This window comes from Roseburia sp. OM02-15 (assembly GCF_003481835.1).
In the GTDB taxonomy this organism is placed as follows: Bacteria; Bacillota; Clostridia; order Lachnospirales; family Lachnospiraceae; genus Eubacterium_I; species Eubacterium_I ramulus_A.
In genome coordinates this window covers 278124-303218 of the sequence record NZ_QULX01000001.1, presented here as the reverse complement: position 1 = coordinate 303218, position 25095 = coordinate 278124, and the positions used below count along the sequence as shown (strand labels likewise).

Sequence of the window (25095 nt, the reverse complement as noted above, 5' to 3'; positions counted from 1 at the left end):
CCCTTTTTTGACGAAGAGAAATACTTGTCACCCCATGGGAATAGGTGTATATTTGTAAGAAATGAAGTCAGATATCTGAAACAGAAAGGATTCATCATATGAAAAAAATCATTCTCACCGGCGGTGGTACTGCCGGACATGTTACACCAAATATTGCGCTTCTTCCGCGCCTGAAAGAACTGGGTTATGACATTTCCTACATCGGTTCTTATGCAGGTATGGAAAAAGGACTGATCGAACAGCAGAATATCCCGTATTACGGCATTTCTTCCGGAAAACTGCGCCGTTATTTTGATCCGAAAAACTTCTCTGATCCATTTAAAGTAATGAAGGGATATTTTCAGGCAAGAGCTCTGATGCGCAAATTAAAACCGGATATTGTATTCTCCAAAGGCGGATTTGTCAGTGTTCCGGTGGTTCTGGCAGCAAAACATGCCAAAGTGCCGACGATCATCCATGAATCTGATATTACTCCGGGACTTGCCAACCGTATCGCGATCCCGGCAGCAAGCCGTGTATGCTGTAACTTCCCGGAAACAATTCCACATCTGCCAGAAGGAAAAGCTGTATTGTCCGGTTCTCCGATCCGTGCAGAGCTACTTCACGGAAGCAAAGAAGCTGCTTATACATACACTGGTCTCAACAGTGAAAAACCTGTCATTCTTGTAGTTGGCGGAAGTTCCGGTTCCAAAGTCATTAACGATACTGTCCGCAGTATTCTTCCGGAACTGCTGAAAAATTATCAGGTGATCCATCTGTGTGGAAAAGGAAATCTGGATGCTTCCCTGAATAACACAGCCGGTTATGTACAATATGAATATGCAAACAAAGAGCTGGCAGATATGTTTGCCGTTGCAGAACTTGTAATCTCCCGTGCAGGTGCTAACTCTATCTGCGAATTGCTGGCATTACGTAAACCAAATATTCTGGTTCCGTTATCCAAAAATGCAAGTCGTGGCGATCAGATTCTGAATGCAAATTCTTTTGAAAAACAGGGATTCAGCTATGTGATCGAAGAAGAAGCGTTGTCTGATCAGACACTGACTGATGCGATTCATACTGTATGGGAAAAACGCAAGGATTATATTCATGCAATGGAAAGCAGTGATCAGATGGATGCGGTTACAACGATCACAGATTTGATTGAAAAACTTCGGAAACATTAGATCTTGTTTGGTGTGGCTTATTTGTGTGGCTTAAAATTTACGATATTATGTTTTGATACGAACTTCTGCATTTTGCCTCAGTCGCTAACAATCGCTCCTTGAGGAAAAATGCAGAAGTTCTCAATTTACATCGTGATATTTGTAAATTTTTTGCGCCACACTGCACTGCGTGCCGCATGTATATACATGCTTCTCTAATGATAAAGCAAAAGAGCAAAAAGACTTGTTTTTTATAAATAGTCCTTTTGCTCTTGTTTTTTTACTCTTTTATTAGATGTTTTTCATCAGATTTACCATCTCGATTGCGGAGCAAGCAACATCATAGCCTTTGTTTCCTGCTTTTGTACCTGCACGCTCGATCGCCTGCTCGATGTTGTCAGTTGTCAATACACCAAACAGTGTCGGTACGCCTGTCTCAAGGCCAACCATAGCAGTTCCTTTGCTGACCTCAGCGCACACATAATCATAGTGGCTTGTGGAACCTTTGATAACTGCTCCTAAACAAAGTACTGCATCGTATTTTCCGGAAGCTGCCATTTTCTTTGCAACGATCGGGATCTCAAATGCACCCGGAACCCATGCCAGATCAATGTCCTCATCTTTTACACCGTGACGTACACAAGCGTCCTGTGCGCCGCCAACCAGTTTTGATACGATAAACTCGTTAAAACGTGCTGCTACAATACCGATTTTAATTCCCTCTGCTACTACATTTCCTTCTAAAACTCTCATTTTCTTATCCTCCTGATTTGAATTATTACGTTTATTTCTAATTTTTACTTTATATTTCTACTTCTTTTATCACTCTGTATTTACTTTACAAAATCTCTCCAAACATTCAAGAATGCTCCTGCATTTTACCGGTTGTATTTTATTCATAGTTTGTCATATGATCCATTTTTTCCTGTTTGGTTTTCAGGTAAAAATAGTCAAATTTCTGTGCTTGGATCTGGATCGGTACGCGCTCCTCAATGGTGATGCCATATCCTGCAAGTCCTGTGATCTTGGTTGGGTTGTTTGTCAGCAGACGCAGGCGTTTTGCTCCGATATCACGCAGGATCTGTGCGCCCACTCCGTACTCACGCATATCAGCCGGGAAACCAAGTTTGATATTTGCTTCTACGGTATCATACCCCTGCTCCTGCAGCTCGTATGCTTTTAATTTATTGATGAGACCAATGCCACGACCTTCCTGGCGAAGATATAACAATACGCCTCTACCTTCTTTTGCAATGGCTTTCATTGCTGCATCTAACTGTTCTCCACAGTCGCAGCGGCTGGAACCAAACACATCTCCGGTCAGGCACTCGGAATGTACACGGCAAAGTACCGGCTCACCATCTGCCACATCGCCCATAACAAGTGCTACGTGATGATCTCCGTTTAAAATATTTTCATATCCATAAATCTCAAAGTTACCATATTTTGTCGGGAGTTTTGCATCTGCTTCGCGGCGGATCAGACTCTCATTTTTAAGACGATACTCAATGATATCGGTAATTGTGATAACGGTCAGATCATGTTTTTCTGCAAACTGCAACAGCTCTGTGGTACGCATCATGGTTCCGTCCTCGCGCATGATCTCACAGCAAAGTCCACACGGTTTTAAGCCTGCCAGTTTTGCCAGATCAACGGTTGCCTCTGTATGGCCGTCACGCACCAGTACGCCGCCGTCTTTTGCACGCAGTGGGAACATATGACCCGGTCTGCGGAAGTCTGACGGTCTTGCATCGTCTTCCACACATTTCAATGCAGTGTAGGAACGCTCTGCTGCGGAAATGCCGGTTGTGGTGTCTACATGATCGATGGATACGGTAAATGCAGTACAATGATTATCTGTATTCACACTTACCATCTGATCCAGTCCCAGTTTATCGCAAAGCTCACCGCTCATCGGCATACAGATCAAACCTTTTGCTTCGCATGCCATAAAGTTTACATTTTCCTGTGTTGCAAACTCTGCCGCACAGATCAGATCACCTTCATTTTCTCTTTCCGGATCATCAATTACTAAAATTACTTTTCCGTCTCTCAAATCCTGTAATGCTTCTTCTACTGTTCCAATTTCTTTTGCCATTTTTTTATCCTCCAAGTTTCCCTTAACTTTCATTCATTTAAGTTTTAATTACTTTTCTATCATCTGTTTTTCAATTTACTTGTTTATCGCATTTCTGATTCCTGTAAATTTAGAATCCATATTTTTTTAAAAAGTCTTCGGTGATTCCGATTTCTTTTTTTGTTTCTTCTTCTCCCGCTGCCGGCTGCAACAGTTTTTCCACATATTTTCCAATAATATCGCATTCCAGATTGACGATGTCGCCAACGCCTCTGTCATGCAAAGCGGTTACCTGCTGTGTATGTGGGATGATGGACACTTTAAAACAATGTTCATCCACATAAGCCACGGTCAGGCTGATACCATCGATTGTAATGGAACCTTTTTCTACGATATAGCGAAGCAGGTTCGGCTTTGCTGCGATGGTGTACCAGATTGCGTTGTCATCCGGTTCAATGCTCTGCACCGTTCCGGTGCCATCGATATGTCCCGATACGATATGACCGCCAAATCTGCCGTTTGCCGGCATCGCCCGCTCCAGATTTACGCTTGCCCCAGTACTTAACTGCCTCAGAGAACTTCGGTTCATTGTCTCTGCCATAACATCTGCGGTATAATAACTGCCGCCCATGCTCGTCACTGTCAGGCACACACCGTTGACTGCAATGCTGTCTCCGATCTGACTGCCTTCCAGCACTTTTTTGCATCCGATGGTCAGTACACAGGACCGGGCGCCACGTCGTACATTCTGAATGGTTCCCACTTCTTCAATTAATCCTGTAAACATGTATGATCGCCTCTTTTCAAGTTAACTTTTAATTTTATATCAATTACTGTTCAGGTATTGTTGTCTTATTACTCTTCCTGAACACTATGTAGCAAGTATTCTTTGTTCAAGAAATTCTTTTCACTTTATCTTCGTTTTTTGCATCGTTATTTGACATAGCCAACAATGCAGAAGTCATCGCCCAGACGTTCAATCTCCATATTTTTCAATGTGATCGCATCTGCCATTCGGTCGATTCCCATTCCCTCTACCGGAGAGCGTGCATCCATGCCGCCGATGAGCTTTCCTGCAATGTAAGCATATACTTTATTTACGATACCATCTTCCAGTGCAGAAGCATTTAACGTTCCACCGCCTTCCAGTAAAATACTGTCAATGTTCTGCTCACCAAGTTTTTTCATCAATTCCACCAGATTGACTCCGTGTGCACCTTCCGTGCCGATCAGCTGAATGCCTGCCTCTTTTAACTTCCTGATTTTCTCCTGCTTTCGCTCTGCTTCTAACGCTTCCTGACTGCAGGCAACGATCGTCTCAATTTCTGATGCAGTTTTTACGATCTGACTTGTCAGTGGAATGTGAAGGTTGGAATCGCAAATGATTCTCACCGGATCCACACCGCCTTCCACGCGGCAGTTCAACATCGGATCATCTGCCAACACCGTTCCGATTCCTACCATGATGCCCCGGTAGCGTCCCCTCATCCGATGCACCTGCGCTCTGGCCGTCTCTCCGGTCACCCATCTGGAATCTCCGGTGGCACAGGCGATTTTTCCGTCCAGAGTCATGGCATATTTCATAACCACAAACGGTGTCTTTGTCGTGATGTAATGATAAAATACTTCGTTTAACTTCAGGCATTCCTCTTCCAGAATTCCGGTCTCTACATAAATGCCATGATCCCGCAGGATCTGTACACCTTTACCTGCCACCAGTGGGTTAGAATCCATACTTCCCACAAAAACCCGGGCGATTTTTTTTTCAATGATAATGTCCGTACACGGTGGGGTTTTTCCCTGATGACAACACGGCTCCAATGTCACATACAAATCAGCTCCTGTGGTATCTTCTGTACAGCGGGTCAATGCATTTCGCTCCGCATGAAACTCTCCATATTTCTCGTGATACCCCTCACTGATGATCCGTCCGTCTTTAACTACCACGCAGCCAACCATCGGATTCGGTGATGTATGACCTTCTCCCTTTCGCGCCAGTTCCAACGCCCGTTTCATATATTCTTCTTTTTCCGGCATAAAAAAACACTCCCTTCAATCTTCCAGGGATTTTCTGCTTCCATAAATTTTTGCGTTGCCTGATGTGTCTGTGTTTCATCGCCTGATGCTCTTGTTAGTTTTATGTAACATTCACATCCCGGCTCCGAAAATTTTTCAGATCAAAAATTTATGGTAAAAGAAAATCCCTGAGAAATAAATCTCAGGGAGTGAAAATCTTTTTTGTTAAATGGACTTCAAAACATTTGTTTTTCTGTCTCATTTAAGTATTTATTTTCGCTTGTTCTTCTTTCATCCAGACTATACTGTCGGCTTTGGAATCTTCTGCTTACCAGAATCACCAAATCAACGCTTTCACGCTCGCGGGCTATACCGCCGGTCGGGACTCTCTGCTTCGAATTGCATTCGGTTCAGTTCACCCTGCCCTGAAGATTTCTTTGCTTTTTCTGCACATATGATAGCACATACTTTTTTCAAATGCAATAGCTAATTTTTTACTTATTTCTGCCAATACACAGGTTGTTACAGTTCACACGCGCCATTCGCAAAACGCCCTTTCGGGCTTCTCCGTAGCTTTGCTACTGTTTTTGCTCACAAAAAGGCGCTCCCTTCATCACTATGCATCCAGGTAATTCCTCATGCAAGCATGATCATTACCTGAATCCATGTGATGAGTGAACTGTAACCACAAGTTTACTGATCAGAATCAGCACACCGCCCACTACAAAGGGGAAAATAAAGGTTGCCACACGGTAAAGAACCGTGATCGCACCAGCTTTATGCACACCAACTAATACGGCAAAAAGGTTCGTCATAATCAGTTCTACCGCTCCAACCCCTGCCGGTGTCGGAATTACCGCTGCCGACATAACAGACAGCGATGTAATTGACAAAGAATCCAATATTGAAATTTCATTTGTTCCAAACAGGATCAAAAACGGAATACAATACCAGAAGCACAGTTTTGCCATATTTTTCAACACCATAGAAATCAGCGATGGTACATCCTTCAACAAGCGGGATGTTGATTTTTCCATGATATCACAGCTTTCTTCCAGTTTTTTCAATGCCGGAGTCAGTTTTCCGCTTTTATTAAACTTACGCACAATCCACAAGATCAGCTGATGAGATTTCGCCGATACCGCAAAAATAATCAATGCGATACTGATAATCGCGGTCAACACATATGCAAGCCCCAGATACACGCCATATTCTCTATAATTCACAGACATTACTTTCCAGTTCAAGATAAATAAAAGTCCGCTGAACAGTGCCACACTGACTTTGTGCACCATGTACTGAATCATATAAAGTCCGGTTGCCTCCGAATAGCCAACACCTTTTTTTCCCAGATACACGATTGCTGCCACACCGGAGCCGCTTCCCAGTGTAGATAAACGGTAAAAGGAACAGTTAAAAGCACAGTAAACGGCTTCCCGGAACTTGAATTTTGGATTATATCTGCGCGCCAGTGAATAGGTGATCCATGCCTCAAATAAATGATAAATCACGGTTGCAGCCATAATCGCCACCAGCACCGCAAAAGATGTTTTCTGAAGCTGTGCAACAATATCCCCTGCGGAATCCTTAAATGTATACCAGATGATCAGAAGCAGTATCACCACAAAAATCAGCTTCGCCAATCGTTTTTTATTTTTCATAAAGATACGTTCTCCTTCCATCGTAACCTATGTATTTTCATCCATCGCATTTTCTCATTATTTTTGCTTAACTTCAAAAAGCTCCTTCACCTGCTGTAAAATAATGTCCATCAGACGCTTGCGCGTCTCCACCGCCGCCCATGCGATATGCGGCGTGATCACAAGTTTCTCGCTATCCTTGATGCAACGCAGTGGATTGTCCTCACGCATCGGCTCCGCGCTCAGTACATCCAGGCCTGCTGCCGCGATCTCACCCTGTTCCAGCGCATCTGCCAGATCCGCTTCCACCACGATTGGTCCGCGTCCCACGTTGATAAAAATCGCACTGTTTTTCATTTTTGAAAATGCAGCTGCATTCATCAGCTGTTCCGTCTGCTCCGTCAGCGGTGCATGCACGGACACAATATCAGATGTCTTAAGCAAGGTATCAAAATCTACGCGCTCGTAGCCATCCTCCGTATGGTTTCCGGAAGTGGAATAATAGATCACATGGCAGCCAAAAGCCTTTGCCAGATCTGCCACCCGTCTGCCGATGGCTCCCAGACCAATGATGCCCCATGTCATACCGCTAAGCTCATGAAAATGATTTGCAAAATGTGTAAACATAGCATCATTTACATACTTCTCTGATTTAACATAATTGTCATAATAGGGCATTTTCTCCAACAAATAGAACAGTAACGCAAACGTATGCTGCGCCACACACTCTGTAGAATAGCCTGCCACATTTCTCCATGCAATATTCCGCTTTGCTAAGAACTCCTTGTCCAGATTATTAGTACCTGTGGCAGTCACGCACACAAGCTTCAGATTTTGTGCCGTTCCGATGGTCTGCTCGTTGATCTCCATCTTGTTGATGATGACCACATCCGCATCCTTCACACGCTCCGGAACCTCCTCCGGCTTACTGCTTCCGTAACGAACCACTTCACCCAGAGACTCAAATCCACTGAGATCAATGTCCGTTCCAATTGAATTATCATCTAAAAAAACTATCTTCATATCTTTCACATTCCTTCTGTACTATCTGCTTCTGTTATCTATCTTATTGTGGATTTCAATGTTTTCCCTGTCACATCTGTTATTTTCTGTAACATTCCTTACATTCATCCATTTTTATCACCCTTTACCAATGATTCTTTTCTGACTTCGCCCATTGTAACTCATTTTATAAAAAAAAGAAAGTGGCAGTCCCACAAAAGGACTATTCCACTTTCTTAATTTTTTATGATCTGATATTCTATTATTTATTTTGCTTTCGGTCTGCGTACTCCGAAAGATACAACAAAACCAAGAACCGTTACGATGATCATCATGAAAATAGTTGTCATGAAAGATCCGCTTGCGTCATACAGTTTACCTGCAATAGTAGAAGCAAAAGATGCAATCAGCAGGTTTGTATTTATCAGTGAGAAGTTCATAGAATAGTTCTCACGTCCGAAGAAATCACTGATGATAGCAGAGTTTGTCGGTGTAACTCCACCATAAGCAAGTCCTCCTACAACGAAACCGATCACGATGAATGCAAAGTTTCCGCTCATCAGAGCAAGTACAAGAATCAGAGCAGCAACGATAAAAATGATCATATCAAGGATCATTGTAAATCTGTGACCTTTTTTATCAAATAATCCACCAAAGATTACACGTCCGATACCGTTGAAAATAGAGATCAGGCCTACAACAGTAGCAATGTTTCCATCAGATACAGTAGTTCCAACCTGGCTTGCGATACCACTTGCCTGAGAAACCAGTGCAAGACCTGCAGCACTCACCAGAATAGCCCAGATATAGTAAAACCAGAATGTCGGCATCGTAGCCATTTTTCCTGTGTTTACTTCACAAGCCGGCTCACGTACTGCTTTTTTCTGAGCAGATGCAGCACCCGGATTGTAACCAGCTTCCGGTTTTACAAAGAAGAAGCTGCAGATCACCATTACAACTACGATGATAATACCGAGAATACGGAAAGTTTCCTGCCACTTGTCTGTTCCATCAGACGGTGTAACAGCTGCAAACACTTTACCAATGATAAAGCTGCTCAGACCAAATCCCATCAGAAGAATACCTGAGATCAGACCCTGTTTGTCCGGGAACCATAAAGACATGGTACTCATAACTGCGTTATAAGCAAATCCTGCGCCAAGACCACACAAAACACCGAATCCAAGATACAAGGTAGCCGGTGAAGTGCCTGTGGTGGAAGCGATCATAAATCCTGCCAGAAATAAAATTCCTGAAAGAATGATGTAGATCTTCGGACTGACTTTTTTTGCCATCATACCGGCAATCAGACATCCGATACAGAAAAATGCCATAACCATGGTAAATGTCATAGATAACTGTGCTGCTGTCCAGTCCGGACGGGAAGCACCGATAGATTTGGACATAACGGACCAAGCATATACCAGACCTGCGAGAAGCAGAGTGATAACACCGATGATCGCATATACCCAGCGATTCAAGTTTTTCATACTTAATTTCCTCCTAAATATATTACTTATATTCCTTAAAAAACAGAGAAACTTCATTCCCCCCTTGCAACTTTTCTATTATAATTGAAATTCTTATATCTTGCAAGATTTTTTCTTTTAAATTTATATCCCTTTTCTGGTAATTGTGTGTAAATTTGCATATTGCTATCTGACTCCTCATGTTTTACACCTGTATTTCTCTTTTCAATACGTCCTCTTTCACATATGATCTAAGTGTTTTATCAACAAACAGTATCTCTTTTTCCCAAATTCTGCTATAATAAGAGCACACCAAATCGTAATGACACAATGATATAAGGAGCAACATTATGGCAAATCAAAATATGAGAGAACAGCTCGCCCTGTCCTTATCAAATGATGTACTGACAGGCGCGCTCGTTCAGAAGAAGAAAGCCGGATATCAGTTTGGTTTTCACATTCACACGACCATTGAAATTTACCGAATAGTTTCCGGAAGCTGCCATATGGATATTGCTTCTGAATCTATTCACTGTAAAGCAGGAGATTTTATTATGATCCTGCCAAACGTTATTCACTCTTTCCGTGTTGATTACAGTGGGGACTGTGAATATCAGCAGATTCATTTCCGCCCGGATACCTTCACAAAAATCATCTTGAGTGATGATGGCATTTATCCCATCGGTATGATGCATGCGATCCGTTTTCACTGTCAGACTTACTATAGACAGGAATCTGATCAGGTACTGGATGACTGTGTAAACAAAATTATTTCGCTGCACTCCTCGACAGACAGTTTATTTACTGCTGCGAATATCAACATCGCCATTATGAACATCATGCTTCATATTCTGGACAAAAAGCGGCCGAATCACGATTTTACTGATCCGAACCTGCAAAACAGCTATGTGGCATACACTCTGGATTACATCCACAAAAACTATATGCACAAGATTCTTCAGGAGGACATCGCAAAGGAACTTCAGATTTCCGTCCGTTATCTGAGCAGCCTGTTCAAAAAATATATGACGATCACACTGTCCAACTATATCAATATTTACCGCATCAACAAATCCATTGATCTGATGCAGGATACAGATAAATCACTGACGGAGATTGCTCAGATGGTTGGTTTGAAAGATTCCCAGCATTATTCCAAACTGTTTATGACAGTGATCGGGGAATCTCCTTCCAGCTACCGGAAATCCTATATTAAAAACTATTACAACTAACACACATGCAGAATGATCAGATATCTTTATCAACGATACCTATGATCTGCAATATTTTGTAAAGTGCGGTGATTCTGAGAAGAATATGTCAGCTTACGCTGACCAGAATCACGCACCAAGTCTCACGTGCGTTCGACTTGATTCAAGCACAACAGAAGCGGCTCTCTTTCGAAAGCCGCTTCTTTTTTCAATCAGTACACTATGGGGTAATTCTATATCGGTTATTTACTAATTGAACACTTTATAAATTTTTCCATTGATTCTGATGTCATCGCGATTGGAGAAGTCCACTTTACCATTCTTAATGTACCACCAGCCATTTTCATTCTGGGCAAGTCCATTGTAATTAAAGTTTACTTTTCCGTTTTCGATTCTCCACCAGCCGTTGGCATTCTTTGCTACTCCTGTGTAGGAGAAATCTACTTTTCCATTACGGATATACCACCAGCCGTTTTCATTTTTCTCTACACTGTTGCAATTGAAATCTACTTTTCCGTTGACGATTCTCCACCAGCCGTTTGCATTCTTGGCGATTCCTGTGTAACCAAAGTCCACTTTTCCGCCGCGGATGTACCACCAGCCGTTTTCGTTTTTCTCTACACTGTTGCAGTTGAAATCTACTTTTCCATCAACGATTCTCCACCAGCCATTTGCGTTTTTGGCGATTCCTGTATAAGAGAAATCTACTTTTCCGCCGCGGATGTACCACCAGCCGTTTTCGTTTTTCTCTACACTGTTGCAGTTGAAATCTACTTTTCCGCCGCGGATGTACCACCAGCCGTTTTCGTTTTTCTCTACACTGTTGCAGTTAAAGTCAACTTTTCCATTGACAATGCGCCACCAGCCGTTCTCATTTTTTGCAATTCCGGTATAGCTAAAATCTACTTTACCGTTCTTTACATACCACCAGCCGTTTTTGTTCTTTGCAACCGTTGTAACGCCAGTATCTACTTTGTCATTTTTGTAGTAATACCAGTTGCCATCTGCATCTTTTGTATCGGATAATCCGTCTGCATATGCTTTTAATGTCTTGAATGTCACACTTCCTGCCTCAGAACGATTGCCTTTTGCATCCAGTGCGTAAACTTCTACTTTATAAGAAGTATCCTGCTTCAGATCGCTAAGTTCATATGCCGTGTCTTTTACCAGTGCATCGTTGTCTTTCTTGCCGTTTACATATACATCATATCCTGTTACACCTACGTTGTCGGTAGATACTTTCCAGCTGATTGCTGCGCCGGCTCTGGTAATATCTGCTGCTGCAACATTCGCCGGTGCACTCGGAGCTTCTCTGTCTGTTTCTACTGTTGTAAATGTAACTGCCTCAGATGCATCTGATTCATTTCCTGCTGCATCTACCGCTGTAACGGTTACTGTATACTCTGTATTATCTGTCAGGCCTGTTAAAGTATAGGAAGTATCTGTGATCAGTTCATCATTTACTTTTTCATCGTTGACATATACGTTGTAACCTGTAACGGCTACGTTATCAAGTGCTTCTTCCCAACTGATGGCTGCTGTCGACTCTGTTACATCAGCAGCGGTTGCATATTTCGGTGTTTCCGGTACTGTGGTATCTGCTACCGCTTCATCTACATAGGAGATAATCGGAGTGATATGAGCAGATGGTTTTGATGGATTCCCATTTGATTTTGCAACCACGCGGATATAATCACCGGCTTTTACTTCCAGCGCATCGATAGATTTCCATTCACCTTTCTTTTTACTTTCAGAAAGTGTTACATTCTGCAACTCGGTATCATTGTGCATCAGACTCAGTGTTGTGCTTCCGGCTGAGTTTCCAGGCTGACGCAGATATGGCTCATCATCTTTAATATTAAAGGAAATCACGCCACTCTTTGGTACACGGTATGCCATTGCAGTATAAATATCTGTTTTTGGTGGTGCAGAAAGCAGACCATGATTTTTCTCAAGATTTGTTGCTTCCTCATTATATTTTTTTCCATCTACTCCAGGTCCGTAATAAATATTTACAACCCAGTTTGGCCATTCAGCATCATAGGTTGTCATATTGTTCCAGGAATCACTACTGTTATTTTTAATCTGACCAAACCATACATTACCCTGCTGTTTGTTTACATAATCTAATACCCAATGATAGTCGTTCTTTACTGCAATTTCGTAATCACTTGTTGTACCATCTTCCGCAGTAATACGAAGTGTCATTCCGTCTGCAATCGTTTCTGTATTTGCTAATACTTTGTCATCAGAAATTACACTTACGGTTGCGGTACTGCTTGTTTTTACATTCTGTTTTACTTCGCTGACAGTTGCCGGATTCTTCTCGGTAGACGGAATCTTGATTGTTGTTCCTGTCATCATATATACAGTAGATTTTAATTCGCAGTCAGAACTTGCTACAATCGTATATGTTTTGGATTTCTCGCCATAGGAAATTGTTACTGTGCATCCACCGTTTACTACATCATTTTCAGCTAAAACTTTATCACCGGATTTTACTGTAACCTGCGTACTGCTGTCTATATTAAGATTCTTCAGTAATTCTTTGACTGTTGTATGTTTTGCCAGACCACTGATCTGATCATTTGCCACATTATATACATTAGAAGTAGCAGTTACTGTTACATAATCACTTTCTGCAGCTCCAATCTCCGGGATATCTGTCAGTGCATGTCCGAAGAAATCATGCTCCAGATCATATCCGTTGTTGTCTGTGATCACTTTACCTGCATTAATTGCCGGCGAATCTTCTGCCAGTTTATAACCGTCAAATACAGATGCATTCTCTTTGATATAAGCAATACCTGATGTATTTGAAGATGGACCGGATCCTGCATCTTCCAGAACTTTTGTACCTGCATTTACAACAACGGCATTCTTATCTCCGCTTGGTGTATTTGCAAAGTTATAGTACAGGTTATTGTCATACTGAAGTGTTCCGCCCGGATACCAGTTCTGATTTAACGGCGTTGAGCCACCATAATAGAAAATATTATTCTCGAGCACTGCATTTCCACCGGTACGGTCAAAAATACTCTTAATATTCTCATTCATATAGAATGTATTGTTATAAATATGAGCATCCGGATTGCCTGGTAAATCTAACGGACCTGTCAACTCGTTCTCACTGATATTATAACGGAATGTTGTATTCACAGCCTCTGCTCCACAGAACATGATTGCTCCACGGGAGTTTCCGTGACTGTAATTGTACTGATAGAGTGTTCCGTCTGTCCAGTCTGCATCCCATGCCTGACCATCGCCATTACCATGATAAGCATACTGATTATTATAACATTCATTATACTGGAACACAGAATCTTTACATTTCCAAGGCCAGATTCCGGCTGCTACACGCTGCCAGCCACTTGGATAATCTGTCGGATTCATCTGACGGGAACAATCCTCAGCCACATTGTACTGAACCAGTGGCTGATCTACATACATGGTTGTGATTGCATCACCACCGGCAGCTTTAATGTAATTGTTCTGAATTGTCACATTACTGGAAGCATATTTTTCCAATGCTGCTTCATTCAAATGTGCACTGTTAAGCTGTGCCCATGCATAGGTATAAGCTGCTGCGATACCCCAGCGGTTTGTTGTTACAACACTACAGTTTTCAATTGTCAGATCATTGAATTTGGAAGCGCCGGTAGCATTCTCATCTGTTGGTTTCTCTACAATAAAATAAATACCACCATTTGCCATATGTTTGTTGATAACATTGCCGTCTACATCATGAACATACAGATCATCCAGAACAATATGATCTACCGTACCTTTATCCTTCGCTACACCAGCCACACCGGTACGATCCATAACATTTGCGTCGTTATATTTTAATCCATCGTCTACTTTACTGGTCTCTCTGTCATTTGTCAGCTCCAGACCTCTGATCTCTATGTATTCTACATCTTTCAGCAAAATGGTTGAAGAAACATTTCCCTTCCATTTATGTCCTGTATTATCCAGATGATTTCCATAATCCTGATACCATACACCGGTGCCATTGGCGTCAATTCGTGGTCTGTTGCCTTCACCATAAGTAGAAATCTCTATCGGTGCTTCTGCACTTCCGCTTCCCTGTACATGAAGGTACTGATCTGTAAATACAGATCCCTTCTCCAGAAGTACTTTATCTCCCGGTCCTAACGTAATCTCATTAATTTTATCCAGCGTTTTAAACGCTTTTTTCTCCGATGTTCCATCATTGGCATCATCACCATTCTGAGAACTTACATAATATGTAGTCCCCTGCTGTCCGTCAGCTTCTTCTGCATGTGCGATGTTTGCCGGCATCATGCTTACTACCGTAACACCGGTCAGCATCATTGCAAGTAATCTGCTCGCCCATTTTTTTCTCATGTTTCTTCTCCTCCTAATTGTATGACTGTAATCACCGGATATAATTTTTTTATACCAAATTCCCCATAGTCCAATTGATTACAGTTGTTTCAAAGTAAACTGAGATAAAGCATCCATATCTCCGTCCACTTCAGCAACCTTTGCTTTTTCTTCTGTCATTTCCTCATATTTTGCACGACGCAATTCATCAATGACTGCTGCACGCGCTTCTGACAGATCCACCTCTCTGGCTTCTTCTCCGACAAACCAGTCATCATTATCATAATGTTTCTGAATTTCCTCCTCAGTAAAATTCATATCTTCATTTGATTTATCATTCATATATGTTTCCTGAAGATAATTCAGTTCATAATCCTGATACATTTCTGTGGAATATTCTTTCAATCCATAGACAGTCTCACCTTTTTCGATTTTCTCACTTCGTGACTGATTTTCCTGCTCCATACGGTTCAGCATCCCCTCATAGGTCGCATCTTTAATATAGCCTTTGTCTTTTGCGATATCATATACTGCATGCATATATTTCAACTGTTCAACTGTCTGCTGCGCCAGATATTCATATCCGGTTTTTCCATTTTTATAAGTCGTCGTCCAAAGTTCATCTTCTGAAACATCATGCTTCTCCGAACGAAGGGTTACCATCGTGTTGTACTGCACCAGATTCATGCATTGAATGTACTCTTCTTTACTGATCTGAGTCCCGTTAATTGTCAGTGAAAATGCCGTCTTCTGTGCATGTTTCCAACCTCCGACACAGGTTATAGCAATCACTGCTACTGTCAGAACCAGTACGATCAGCCATTGCTTTTTCTTTCCTTTTTTCATGTAAAATACCCCTGTTTTGTGCTACCTTCTCACTGTGTTTTAGCCTCATTATATCGCTTTCATGCATCAAAAACTTGGTATTTTCAACTTTCTTACCGTCTCTTTTTACACAATTCGGAACACAAAAAAATGGAGCACTGCTCCGCAGATATATTATCTGCGTTACAGCGCCCCACTTCTTCACTTTCCGTTATTACAAACCGCTTCAGAAGTTATTATTTCTGAACTTTACCGTTAACAACGTTGTGTGTTCCGCCATTGTAAGAGAAGTCTACTTTACCATTACGGATGTACCACCAGCCATTTTCATTTTTAGCGATTCCGTTATAGTTGAAGTTTACTTTACCGTTTTCAACTCTCCACCAGCCGTTCTGGTTCTTTGCTACACCTGTGTAGGAGAAGTCTACTTTACCATTGCGGATATACCACCAGCCGTTTTCGTTTTTCTCAATGCTGTTGCAATTGAAATCAACTTTACCATTGACGATTCTCCACCAGCCGTTTTTGTTCTTTGCAACTCCAGTGTAACCAAAGTCTACTTTACCGCCGCGGATGTACCACCAGCCGTTCTCGTTTTTCTCAACACTATTGCAGTTGAAATCAACTTTACCATTGACGATTCTCCACCAGCCGTTTTCGTTCTTTGCAATTCCTGTGTAGCCGAAGTCTACCTTACCGTTTGTAATCTTCCACCAGCCGTTCTCATTCTTTGCTACTGTGTTTGCTTTGAAATCAACTCTGCCGTCTGTGATCTTCCACCAGCCGTTTTCATTCTTTGCTACGGTATTTGCTTTGAAATCTACTTTACCGTCTTTTACATAGAACCAGCCGTTTATGTTCTTTGCTACGGTTGTTACATCAGTTGCAATCTTGCCATTCTTGTAGTAGTACCAGTTGCCATCCTCATTTTTCACATCTGCCAGACCATCCTTCATCTGTAATCCGCTCATAGCGTCTTTCAGATTTGCAAGTGCCAGTTTTACATCATACTGAGTCGCATCGGCATTCGCCATAACATCTTCTGCTGCTTTCAGTTTTGCTGCAAATGTCTTCCAGGATTTTGCAGAATACTGTTTCTCTTTGGAGAGAAGTTTGTTTGCGGTTGCAATCTGTGTTTCCAGACCTGTGCTTACATCGCCACCGTTTTCTACTTTATTCATAACGCGGATCTCAGATGCAACTGCCCACCAGTTGGTATCTTTTGCTTCTGTTGCAAGTAATCTTACGTTTGTCACATTCTCTACCGGCTCAAACTCTGTGATCTTCCATCCTGAGGAGTTCTCCCATTCTCCTTCCTGAACTAACTGATACTTATCAGAACCAGCTGTTTTTACAGAAAGCTCGAATTTTGTGATTGTTGTAAGGTGTCCGCCCATCTTCGGTCCCGGTAAATAACGAAGTCCGTTTACTGTATGTGCCTCCGGGAATTCGAAATCAATCCAGCATTCTCTGTTTTTGATTGCGGAATTATATCCATCATAGTTTGTCATCCAGTGCGTATTGGTATCACCATCAATTGCATATGCCGGGTTACCAAATTTAGAACCATAGTGTGTACCATTGTCCTTGCTTCCTGCTGTTACTTTCACGCCTGCAACCGGAATGTCAAATTCTTCATCTCCCATTGCAGGAAGCCCACGAGTTGACAGATACTCTAATACTGCATTCAAATGACGATAACATGCTTCAATTTCTTCGGAAGAAGTTTTGTCTCTGTTTAATGCAACATTTGCATCATCAATTGCTTCTGACAATGTCTTCCAATCAGCTCTTGTATATTTCTCTTCATCCAGATCTGCTGCTTTTGTAATCAGTTTCTTTAAGGTTTTTGCTGTAATTCTCTCATCTACACGCTCAATTACAAGGTTATCAAGAACAAGCTCTTTATATCCGCCGAAGTTCTGTGCGTTTCCCTCGGATCCCTGCAGATCTGGTGCTTTATCTGTTGAGTAAATACCAAACCATGTCTGTCCGGAAAGGTCACCTGTGATCTCAAAGATATAATGTCCGTCTTTGTCTTTGCCCATGTGTTTGTTCAGTGTATCAACTTCTGTTGCTTCTGAGAACTCGCCGCTGCCTACTACAACGCTGTATGTTCCATCACTACCTGCCTGGTAATCAAAACTTACACGATATTTTACACCTGGCTCGAAGCGGAAGTTCTGAGGAATTGTCTGGTATGCAAGAGTCTGTCTCTGTGTCAGACCATTGATCTTAACTGACCAGTTTCCATCCAGAACGTCATCCATCTTCTTAACATCCCAACCTGCCTGTGTATACGGTGCATGTAGCTCGGACAGATGGATTCTGTTATCTTCTACGCCTTCAATACCGCTGACAACGAATGGGTAGATTCCCTGTACGTTATTTTCGAAATCTTGCTCGAATTTCACGATATTGCCGTCTTTGTCTCTTGTGATATTCTGTGCATCATTTTCTACGATACGAACATCATCAAAGTAAGCATCTCCTTCGCCTGCTGCTTTTGCAAGTGTCAGAGTTACTTTTCCGCTTTCCGGAGCAGTAAAGTATACATACATATTCTGGAAATAACTGCTTCCGTCTACGGTTGCACTGGAATTACTGTGTGTATATGCTTTTACAAAGTTCTTTGCGATAGAACGCTCTGTATAATTTGTTGCAAGAACTTCATCTCCGCATTTTACGGTCATAGATGCTTTACAATCACTTCTGTTGTCCACACCTACGAGTACTGCGTACTGCTGACCCGGTTTCAGATCTGTCAGTTCCTGTGTCATAGCTACATCACCGCTCAGTTTCAGCATCGGATTGCTGTACTGACTCTTAGCAATTTCAGCTGTTCCATCACCAACTTTTGTCCAGTTTGTAGCAAGAGAAGCTGCTCCACCGTTAAATCCGGCATCTACGATATGCATTCCCTGGCTCCATGTTACAGCGATATTGCCTTTCTCACCTTTGCATACAACATAAGGTACCTCAGCTTCTGCTGTAAGTGTCAACTGTCCATTTACGATATCAACAGTCTGCTCATCTGTCTTACCTTCATCGGTCAGACGATATACTTTAACATTCTTTAATCCGGCCCAGCTGTCCGGAACATCCCATGTCGTTGTGCCACCCCGTGTATTCCAGTGATATAATTTTTCTTCAGAAGAGCTTACTTTCTCACCTGTCTCTGAATCCCAAACCCAAGGAAGCAGATAGCTCTCTGTTCCGCGGTTACGTTCATTCTGGATATCAGAATCGGAACGGTCACCTGCAGAAGGTGCACCCTGTGCTACTACTTTACCATTTAATGTCATGGTTCTGTTTCTGTAAGCAGCATCGGATGGATTATCGGAACCTCTTGTCAGTACCAGTTTATTTCCATCATCATCTTTCAATGTGATTTCCATATCCGGTGTCCAGTTTGCAGCTCCGCCTGCATTTACCGGTTCTCCATCTACCCATTTGATTACTTTGTAATGCTGGATAAATTTGGTTGTTACATCATGTGTGAACAGGTTTGTGATATATGTATCATAATCGTTACGTCCCTGCCATCCCTCAAAATCTTTCATGTTATAGCCGCCAAGCAGTGGCATCATAGCTGCGCCGCCATATTTCGGATAATCAGCTACCCAAGAGTCTTTCTGATGGTTACGAAGGAATCTCATAACCTCACTGTTCTGACCTTTCTGGTTTGATCCACCATAAGTTAAGTCAGCTGCCCAGTGCTGGAATGTTGCATCATACTCGTTTGCTACACCCCACTCATTTGCCATACGCCATCCATTGCTGTTGATCTCTTTTGACAGTTTACGTGTCTGCCAGGAGTCATCATCAGCACTTCCGGTATTATTTCCCCAGATATCTACATATACGAAATCAAGGTTTGTTCCTACCAGTTCTTCCAGATCATCAAAACGTGCTTCACGGTCGCCAGTTGCCAGATCATAAATACTGTCCAGACCTACTGCCTGATCCAGCCAGTTCCAGCCATAACGTAAATTTCCACTTTCATCACGACGTACATTGTCATCTTTGAACGCTTTTGCTTCCGGATACATCTCGCCGGCATTTACATGGATACCGAATCTTGCACCGTATTTAGCACCCTCTGTCATCAGAGTATTCATGTCATCAGCACCACCGATACGTTTACCGATATCAGCATAATCCGGATGTGCGGAATCGTGACCTTCATTTGCGTAACCTTTTAACAGTACGGACTGTCCCAGACCATCTGTATTCAAAGCTACTTTCTTTACATTATCCAGAGTTGTCAGGAACGGATTCTGTGCCTGTCCGCCAAAGTTCATGGCAATACGGTAAGCTACCAGTTCCGGCACTTCTTCGCTCTTATACGGATTGTTCATAATGGAACGGAATGCTACTGCACCATCCTGCCAGTCGATTTTATCATCTTCATTCATATCACCGGCAATAATGATTTTGGTCTGAGGCATTTCTGTCTCTTTTACCATATAGCTTCTATTATGAGAATCTGTTACAACACGATGATAATACCATGCACAACTGCTCAGTCCCAGAGATACATACTCCTGTTTTTTCTGTGTGGTTGCCTGTACACGGGTATTCTTAGAACCTCCAGTTACCCTTGTTGCTGCTGTATATCCATCATGTTCGGAATTACTCCATAATCCGGCACTCATCTCATCATTTGAAACAAATCCATATGCATAATCTCTGTTCAGAGATGCTTTATCATTTACTTCCACATACTGATCACCACTGATTTTTGTATCGGATGACATCGCAGCACCTTTAAAGTTTGCACCACTCTGTGTACTTCTTACGGAAATCAGACTCTGGTTTGGAATCTCAATGGTCTGAACCGGATTTCCGTCCACACTGTCTTTCAGATTATTTTTGATATCGGTGATATTGAATGCCAGTGTATTGTCTTTTGCTACCAGTTCTGCGGTGATCACAGCATCAATCTTGTCACCTTTTACAGTCATGACATAAGTTGCCTTGTCTGCTTCAAACGTAGCTTTTACATCTTCATCTGAAAGATTTACGGCTGTTCCGTTAATCTTTACTGTGTTGATCTTATCTGTCTGACCATAAAATACTTTTCCTGCCAGATCACCTTTCTTCATCTCATATCTGGCAACACTTGGAAATGTCTTGGAAACAACAACATCCATGTCTTCTGTGGAAAGTGTCTCTGTTTCCATTTCTGCTTCTTTCACCAGTGTAATATCTGACACTTCCAGATTCTGCTCGCCAACGGTAATATCCTGAGTTGCACTCTCATATCCGTCACGGATTACGCTAAGCTGATACTGACCCGGTTTTACGTTAATGCTGTAAACGCCGTCCTCGTTTGTTTTTATGCTCTGTTTTCCAACTGCAACTGTTGCATTGGCAATCGGTTTACCTTCTGCATCTACAACTTTACCGCTTACTGCAAAAGTCTTGATCTGATCCACTGTCTTCTGTCCGGTATAGTGAATATTCTTTACAAATACATCTGTCGCATTTCCGCCGTAGCTTCCGCATTTGAATGCGATTTTATTGCCCAGACCACCGATTTCACTGAAGTCTTCATTCTGGAATGCAACTGTATCACCAATCTTAACTGTTACTTTTTTAGCTGCAGTCCACTCGATGTGTACATTTACTTCCTCACCACTGGTTGGTGATGCAATTCTGCCACCAGTATACCACGGACTTCCACTTGCACCGTATTTCTGCCAGAACCATCCGCCTGCATCAAAGCCGATCATCATACCAACAGAATCGGTATTGTATCCAAGATATACACCAAAACGGTTGTTTGTAGCTTCCGTTGCGTCTGTTTTGATTGTAAAATCAAAATATCCATCTTTGGAAAAATCAAATGTGGTTGGATTAACAAACATTGCCGGTTTGGAGCCTGGATCATTTCCATTGCTAACTCCTGATTTGAGATGCAGCCAGCTACCCTCTACTTCACATACTGCATCGTCCCCAACTTTATTTTCCAATGTCCAGTCATCATCGATGCCATCAGTCAACTCTGCCTGTGCCTGAACATCGTCTGCATTCTGTTCCACTTCAGTTGCATTTGCAGTGATCGGATACAGACTTGTCGGAACCATTGTTCCAACCATAGATGCCGCCATAGCCAGGCAGAGCATCTTGACCACAAGTTTCTTTCTCATACTTTTTTCTCCTCCTGCATGATCCCCATAGTTGCCTTTGTTACCGGATGTAATAAACTTGTTTCACATCCTTTTATATTTATATAGAGAGCAAAATTCCCACACCTTCGGCATGGGAATTTTACTATATATAATCATTAAAAATGGAAAAGAAGATCCTTCCTCACTGGCAATGGACAGACAGATGTATCTGTTTTCTCCTCATCTGTTTCATGTTCCCCGATCCTTAACATAAGTAATGTCTTTTATCAATTCCGCAGGTACAACCGTCCTACCTTTGCCACAATATACAGTTCAAATATTCAACTTCTTTTTGTCGCTCTGTCTGTTTCACCAAATTTCATTAAGTACTCTTTTTTTCTCGCCTACACCATATTGTGTCTGCTCTTTAAAGGTGAAAAATGTATGCCAATCCCCATTTTAACATACATGTTTTTTTTCTATGTCACAACAATGGCTCCTCATTTTCACAGTTGCACACATAACACCTCTTAATGAATTTTTCTTTGGATTACATATTTTTATATATCTGAACTACTTTACGTGTTTCATTATATACCCTTTCCGGATTGAATGCTTGCCGTTTTCACTTGCCCGAGCAGACCTTTTTATACAATTCGGAACAAATAGAAAAAGATCCAATCTCCATTTCTGAAAATCGGATCCTTTTTCTGACTCCATGTATTACACCTCTGTTTTATCCACAAAAACAACTTTATTCCCTGCCAAGTTTGCGATACACGGTCACAATCATGGTAATAAAGCATGCCAGTCCACCGATGGCATTGGAAATCGGCTCCGCAATAAACACACCATGCACGCCCAGTCCAAACAAATACGGCAGGATCAAAGTCAACGGAACTACGATAATAATCTTTCTGAAAATAGAGAAAAACATCGCATGTTTTGCCTTTCCAAGTGCCGTAAACGTCGACTGTCCGCAAAACTGAAACGCCATAAAGAAAAATCCGAAGAAATACAAATGCATTGCCGAAATTCCAAGCGTCAGCGTATCACCACTTCCGCCAAACATCCGGATAAACGCTCCCGGAATCGCGGAAACCAGCCCCCAGACTGCCAGTGTATACACAATCGTAACTCCCGCCATGGTCCGAATCGTCTTTTTCACACGCTCATATTCCTTTGCACCGTAGTTGTAGCCAAGCACCGGCTGACTGGCGCTGGTAAATCCCTGCACCGGCAGAGAAATAATCTCCCGCACAGAATTGATAATTGTCATAATGCCGACATACACATCTCCGCCGTGGGTCTGCAGCGTCGCGTTGCACACCATCTGTACCGTTGAGTTTGTGACCGACATGGTAAATCCGGCCAGACCAAGTCCCATAATTTTCTTCACACGCGCCCCTTGAAGCTGCATAGAACGTCTCTGAATTCGGATCAACGCTTTTTTTCCAGTCAGGAAACGCACCGTCCACACAGCCGCTGCCGCCTGTGAGATTACCGTTGCGATTGCAGCTCCGCGTACCCCCATATTTAGTACAAAAATAAAGATTGGATCCAGCGCAATATTCAAAGCCGCACCGATCACGGTTGTACACATGCCGATTTTTGCAAATCCCTGCGCATTGATAAAGTTATTCAGTCCCAGACCGAACATGACAAAAATCGTCCCAAGCAGATAGATCGTGATATACTGTTCCGCGTAAGGAAGCGTCACCTCACTGGCTCCCAGAAGCATCAGCAGCGGTTGCTTGAAAATCAGTCCTGCCACCGTCAGTACTACCGCAAAAAACAAAAACAGTACCACACAGTTTCCAAGAATATATTCTGCTTCCCTGTCATTTTTCTTTCCACGCTCAATGGAAAAAAGCGGCGCACCCCCCATTCCCACCAGATTTGCAAACGCAATTACAATGGTGATCATCGGCAGACACACACCAACGCCCGTCAGCGCATCCATAGAATCGCCGCCGATCCGCCCGATAAACATACGGTCCACCACGTTATAAAGAACGTTCATCAGCTGCGCCAGCGTCATTGGAATTGCCAGACGCATCAAAATTTTAATAATGCTTCCCTTTGAAAAATCTCCATTCTGTGTCATTCCTGACTAAGCACCTGCTTTCTAAATCCCTCCAAAATACATTTTTTGTGCTTTTTAGTGCCCACAATTACAGCACTTATGAATGCTTTCTGCCTGAAACTGCATCGGAAGCCATTGCTTTCCATCTTTTTCATATAATTCGCCATAAGAGGTGAATCCAACTGTCTCAAAAAGCGGTACCGCTTCCTGCAGTACATCCGCATTGATCATCTGTGCCCCTGACATCATTGCTTTGTCGATCAGCAGACGTACAATAAAATCACCATATTTCTTTCTGCGAAACTCCGGCAGCACAGCCACTTCCTTCATCTGATAGGATTCTCCATCGAAAGAAATCCCGCCGGTTGCAACCGGCGTTTCCCCTTCATACGCCAGGGCATACATGCAAAACGCGTCCGGTTCTTCCTTTATCGGAAGCTGCAGTTCCTGACCTAACACCGCATTGCGGATATCTGTCACCTGCTGCATCTGCTCATTTTTTTCACTCCCACTTACTAATTTCCCGAATACCATAGCCACTTCCCCCTTCTCCTGTTGTCTCTGTTAAAATCCCGCATCCATTGGCAACCTGCCACTCATAAAAAGATTTTTTCGGCAGTCCATAACGCTCCATAACAGACATAATTGTACCACCATGGCACACAATTGCAATCTTCTCCAGGTCTTTTTCTCTCGCCTCAGCGATGCATTTTTCATATGCTTCGCAGCACCGAGCGCGAAAATCCGCGCCGCTCTCACCATGCGGAATCAGCATCTGACCATTACTGTCAATCCACGCCTGATACACCGGATCATTCTTCAATTCTTCATAATTTTTATATTCAAAATCCCCGAAATCTGTTTCCTGCAGTCCGTCCCACGGCACTTTTCTCTGTTCCGGGAACAAAAGATCCGCCGTGTCCCGACAGCGAATCATCGGACTGACATAAATCAGATCCGCTTCAAATCCAATCCCCTGCTGCTTTCGCATTTTTAATTTTTCTTTTGCATCTGCGGTCAGCCCTTCATCCGTTCTGCCGACATAACGCCGCTCAACGTTACCCTGCGTCTGACCATGGCGAATCCATAAAATCTGCATGTTTCATGTTCCTCTTTATTTATACTAAATGGATATTCGCAATCCATTTGCACCACTTG

15 protein-coding genes and 1 riboswitch are annotated in these 25095 nt (G+C 42.5%); of the genes, 2 read left to right on the top strand and 13 right to left on the bottom strand.

Annotated features, from left to right (window positions below):
- The first annotated feature begins 98 nt into the window (after nt 1–98).
- Nucleotides 99–1166, top strand: a complete 1068-nt coding sequence (locus tag DXB15_RS01395; protein ID WP_118701810.1) for an undecaprenyldiphospho-muramoylpentapeptide beta-N-acetylglucosaminyltransferase — start codon at nt 99–101, stop codon at nt 1164–1166.
- 270 nt (nt 1167–1436) lie between these two features.
- Here the strand turns inward: DXB15_RS01395 and ribH are convergent, their stop codons facing one another.
- From ribH to DXB15_RS01360, 7 genes are all read right to left on the bottom strand, one after another.
- Entirely contained in the window at nt 1437–1898 is a 462-nt protein-coding gene (gene ribH, locus DXB15_RS01390; protein WP_109215117.1) for a 6,7-dimethyl-8-ribityllumazine synthase, read from the bottom strand.
- A 139-nt stretch (nt 1899–2037) separates the two neighbouring features.
- Nucleotides 2038–3243, bottom strand: a complete 1206-nt coding sequence (locus DXB15_RS01385) for a bifunctional 3,4-dihydroxy-2-butanone-4-phosphate synthase/GTP cyclohydrolase II (RefSeq protein ID WP_118701809.1) — start codon at nt 3241–3243, stop codon at nt 2038–2040.
- 109 nt (nt 3244–3352) lie between these two features.
- Nucleotides 3353–4009 (bottom strand): riboflavin synthase, encoded by a 657-nt coding sequence (locus DXB15_RS01380; protein WP_109215115.1) that lies wholly within the window; start codon nt 4007–4009, stop codon nt 3353–3355.
- Nucleotides 4010–4155: 146 nt separating this feature from the next.
- Complete coding sequence (gene ribD, locus DXB15_RS01375) at nt 4156–5259, bottom strand: bifunctional diaminohydroxyphosphoribosylaminopyrimidine deaminase/5-amino-6-(5-phosphoribosylamino)uracil reductase RibD (RefSeq protein ID WP_118701808.1); 1104 nt, start codon at nt 5257–5259, stop codon at nt 4156–4158.
- A gap of 258 nt (nt 5260–5517) precedes the next feature.
- A riboswitch (FMN riboswitch) is annotated at nt 5518–5675 on the bottom strand.
- Between the two features lie 216 nt (nt 5676–5891).
- Nucleotides 5892–6899, bottom strand: coding sequence for a lysylphosphatidylglycerol synthase transmembrane domain-containing protein (locus DXB15_RS01370; RefSeq protein WP_158582167.1), 1008 nt, complete (start codon nt 6897–6899; stop codon nt 5892–5894).
- 57 nt (nt 6900–6956) lie between these two features.
- Entirely contained in the window at nt 6957–7901 is a 945-nt protein-coding gene (locus DXB15_RS01365; RefSeq protein ID WP_118701806.1) for a D-2-hydroxyacid dehydrogenase, read from the bottom strand.
- A 245-nt stretch (nt 7902–8146) separates the two neighbouring features.
- Complete coding sequence (locus DXB15_RS01360) at nt 8147–9370, bottom strand: MFS transporter (RefSeq protein ID WP_109215111.1); 1224 nt, start codon at nt 9368–9370, stop codon at nt 8147–8149.
- A gap of 329 nt (nt 9371–9699) precedes the next feature.
- On the opposite strand from DXB15_RS01360, the gene DXB15_RS01355 reads away from it, so the two are divergent.
- A complete protein-coding gene (locus tag DXB15_RS01355; protein WP_109215110.1) occupies nt 9700–10581 on the top strand; it encodes an AraC family transcriptional regulator in 882 nt (293 codons plus the stop codon).
- Between the two features lie 228 nt (nt 10582–10809).
- On the opposite strand, the gene DXB15_RS01350 is transcribed toward DXB15_RS01355, so the two are convergent.
- The 6 genes from DXB15_RS01350 to DXB15_RS01325 form a co-directional block, all read right to left on the bottom strand.
- Nucleotides 10810–14931, bottom strand: coding sequence for a fibronectin type III domain-containing protein (locus tag DXB15_RS01350; protein ID WP_118701805.1), 4122 nt, complete (start codon nt 14929–14931; stop codon nt 10810–10812).
- A 78-nt stretch (nt 14932–15009) separates the two neighbouring features.
- Nucleotides 15010–15756: a hypothetical protein gene (locus tag DXB15_RS01345; RefSeq protein WP_118701804.1), complete on the bottom strand. Its 747-nt coding sequence runs from the start codon at nt 15754–15756 to the stop codon at nt 15010–15012.
- A 215-nt stretch (nt 15757–15971) separates the two neighbouring features.
- On the bottom strand, nt 15972–21890 hold the full coding sequence (locus tag DXB15_RS01340; RefSeq protein WP_118701803.1) for an endo-alpha-N-acetylgalactosaminidase family protein: 5919 nt from the start codon (nt 21888–21890) through the stop codon (nt 15972–15974).
- A 715-nt stretch (nt 21891–22605) separates the two neighbouring features.
- Complete coding sequence (locus DXB15_RS01335; protein ID WP_118701802.1) at nt 22606–23958, bottom strand: MATE family efflux transporter; 1353 nt, start codon at nt 23956–23958, stop codon at nt 22606–22608.
- Between the two features lie 54 nt (nt 23959–24012).
- A complete protein-coding gene (locus tag DXB15_RS01330) occupies nt 24013–24471 on the bottom strand; it encodes a GNAT family N-acetyltransferase (protein WP_118701888.1) in 459 nt (152 codons plus the stop codon).
- Nucleotides 24440–25036: a histidine phosphatase family protein gene (locus tag DXB15_RS01325; RefSeq protein WP_118701801.1), complete on the bottom strand. Its 597-nt coding sequence runs from the start codon at nt 25034–25036 to the stop codon at nt 24440–24442. Before DXB15_RS01325 ends, DXB15_RS01330 begins: the two co-directional genes overlap by 32 nt.
- Nucleotides 25037–25095: the final 59 nt, after the last annotated feature.

Excerpts from the sequence above, each read along its gene's own strand:
- DXB15_RS01345 (WP_118701804.1), bottom strand. The coding sequence starts at position 15,756 with ATGAAAAAAGGAAAGAAAAAGCAATGGCTGATCGTACTGGTTCTGACA.
- DXB15_RS01330 (WP_118701888.1), bottom strand. The coding sequence starts at position 24,471 with ATGGTATTCGGGAAATTAGTAAGTGGGAGTGAAAAAAATGAGCAGATG.
- DXB15_RS01340 (WP_118701803.1), bottom strand. The coding sequence starts at position 21,890 with ATGAGAAAGAAACTTGTGGTCAAGATGCTCTGCCTGGCTATGGCGGCA.
- DXB15_RS01355 (WP_109215110.1), top strand. The coding sequence starts at position 9,700 with ATGGCAAATCAAAATATGAGAGAACAGCTCGCCCTGTCCTTATCAAAT.
- DXB15_RS01395 (WP_118701810.1), top strand. The coding sequence starts at position 99 with ATGAAAAAAATCATTCTCACCGGCGGTGGTACTGCCGGACATGTTACA.
- DXB15_RS01360 (WP_109215111.1), bottom strand. The coding sequence starts at position 9,370 with ATGAAAAACTTGAATCGCTGGGTATATGCGATCATCGGTGTTATCACT.
- DXB15_RS01370 (WP_158582167.1), bottom strand. The coding sequence starts at position 6,899 with ATGAAAAATAAAAAACGATTGGCGAAGCTGATTTTTGTGGTGATACTG.
- ribD (WP_118701808.1), bottom strand. The coding sequence starts at position 5,259 with ATGCCGGAAAAAGAAGAATATATGAAACGGGCGTTGGAACTGGCGCGA.
- DXB15_RS01385 (WP_118701809.1), bottom strand. The coding sequence starts at position 3,243 with ATGGCAAAAGAAATTGGAACAGTAGAAGAAGCATTACAGGATTTGAGA.
- DXB15_RS01325 (WP_118701801.1), bottom strand. The coding sequence starts at position 25,036 with ATGCAGATTTTATGGATTCGCCATGGTCAGACGCAGGGTAACGTTGAG.
- ribH (WP_109215117.1), bottom strand. The coding sequence starts at position 1,898 with ATGAGAGTTTTAGAAGGAAATGTAGTAGCAGAGGGAATTAAAATCGGT.
- DXB15_RS01380 (WP_109215115.1), bottom strand. The coding sequence starts at position 4,009 with ATGTTTACAGGATTAATTGAAGAAGTGGGAACCATTCAGAATGTACGA.
- DXB15_RS01335 (WP_118701802.1), bottom strand. The coding sequence starts at position 23,958 with ATGACACAGAATGGAGATTTTTCAAAGGGAAGCATTATTAAAATTTTG.
- DXB15_RS01350 (WP_118701805.1), bottom strand. The coding sequence starts at position 14,931 with ATGAGAAAAAAATGGGCGAGCAGATTACTTGCAATGATGCTGACCGGT.
- DXB15_RS01365 (WP_118701806.1), bottom strand. The coding sequence starts at position 7,901 with ATGAAGATAGTTTTTTTAGATGATAATTCAATTGGAACGGACATTGAT.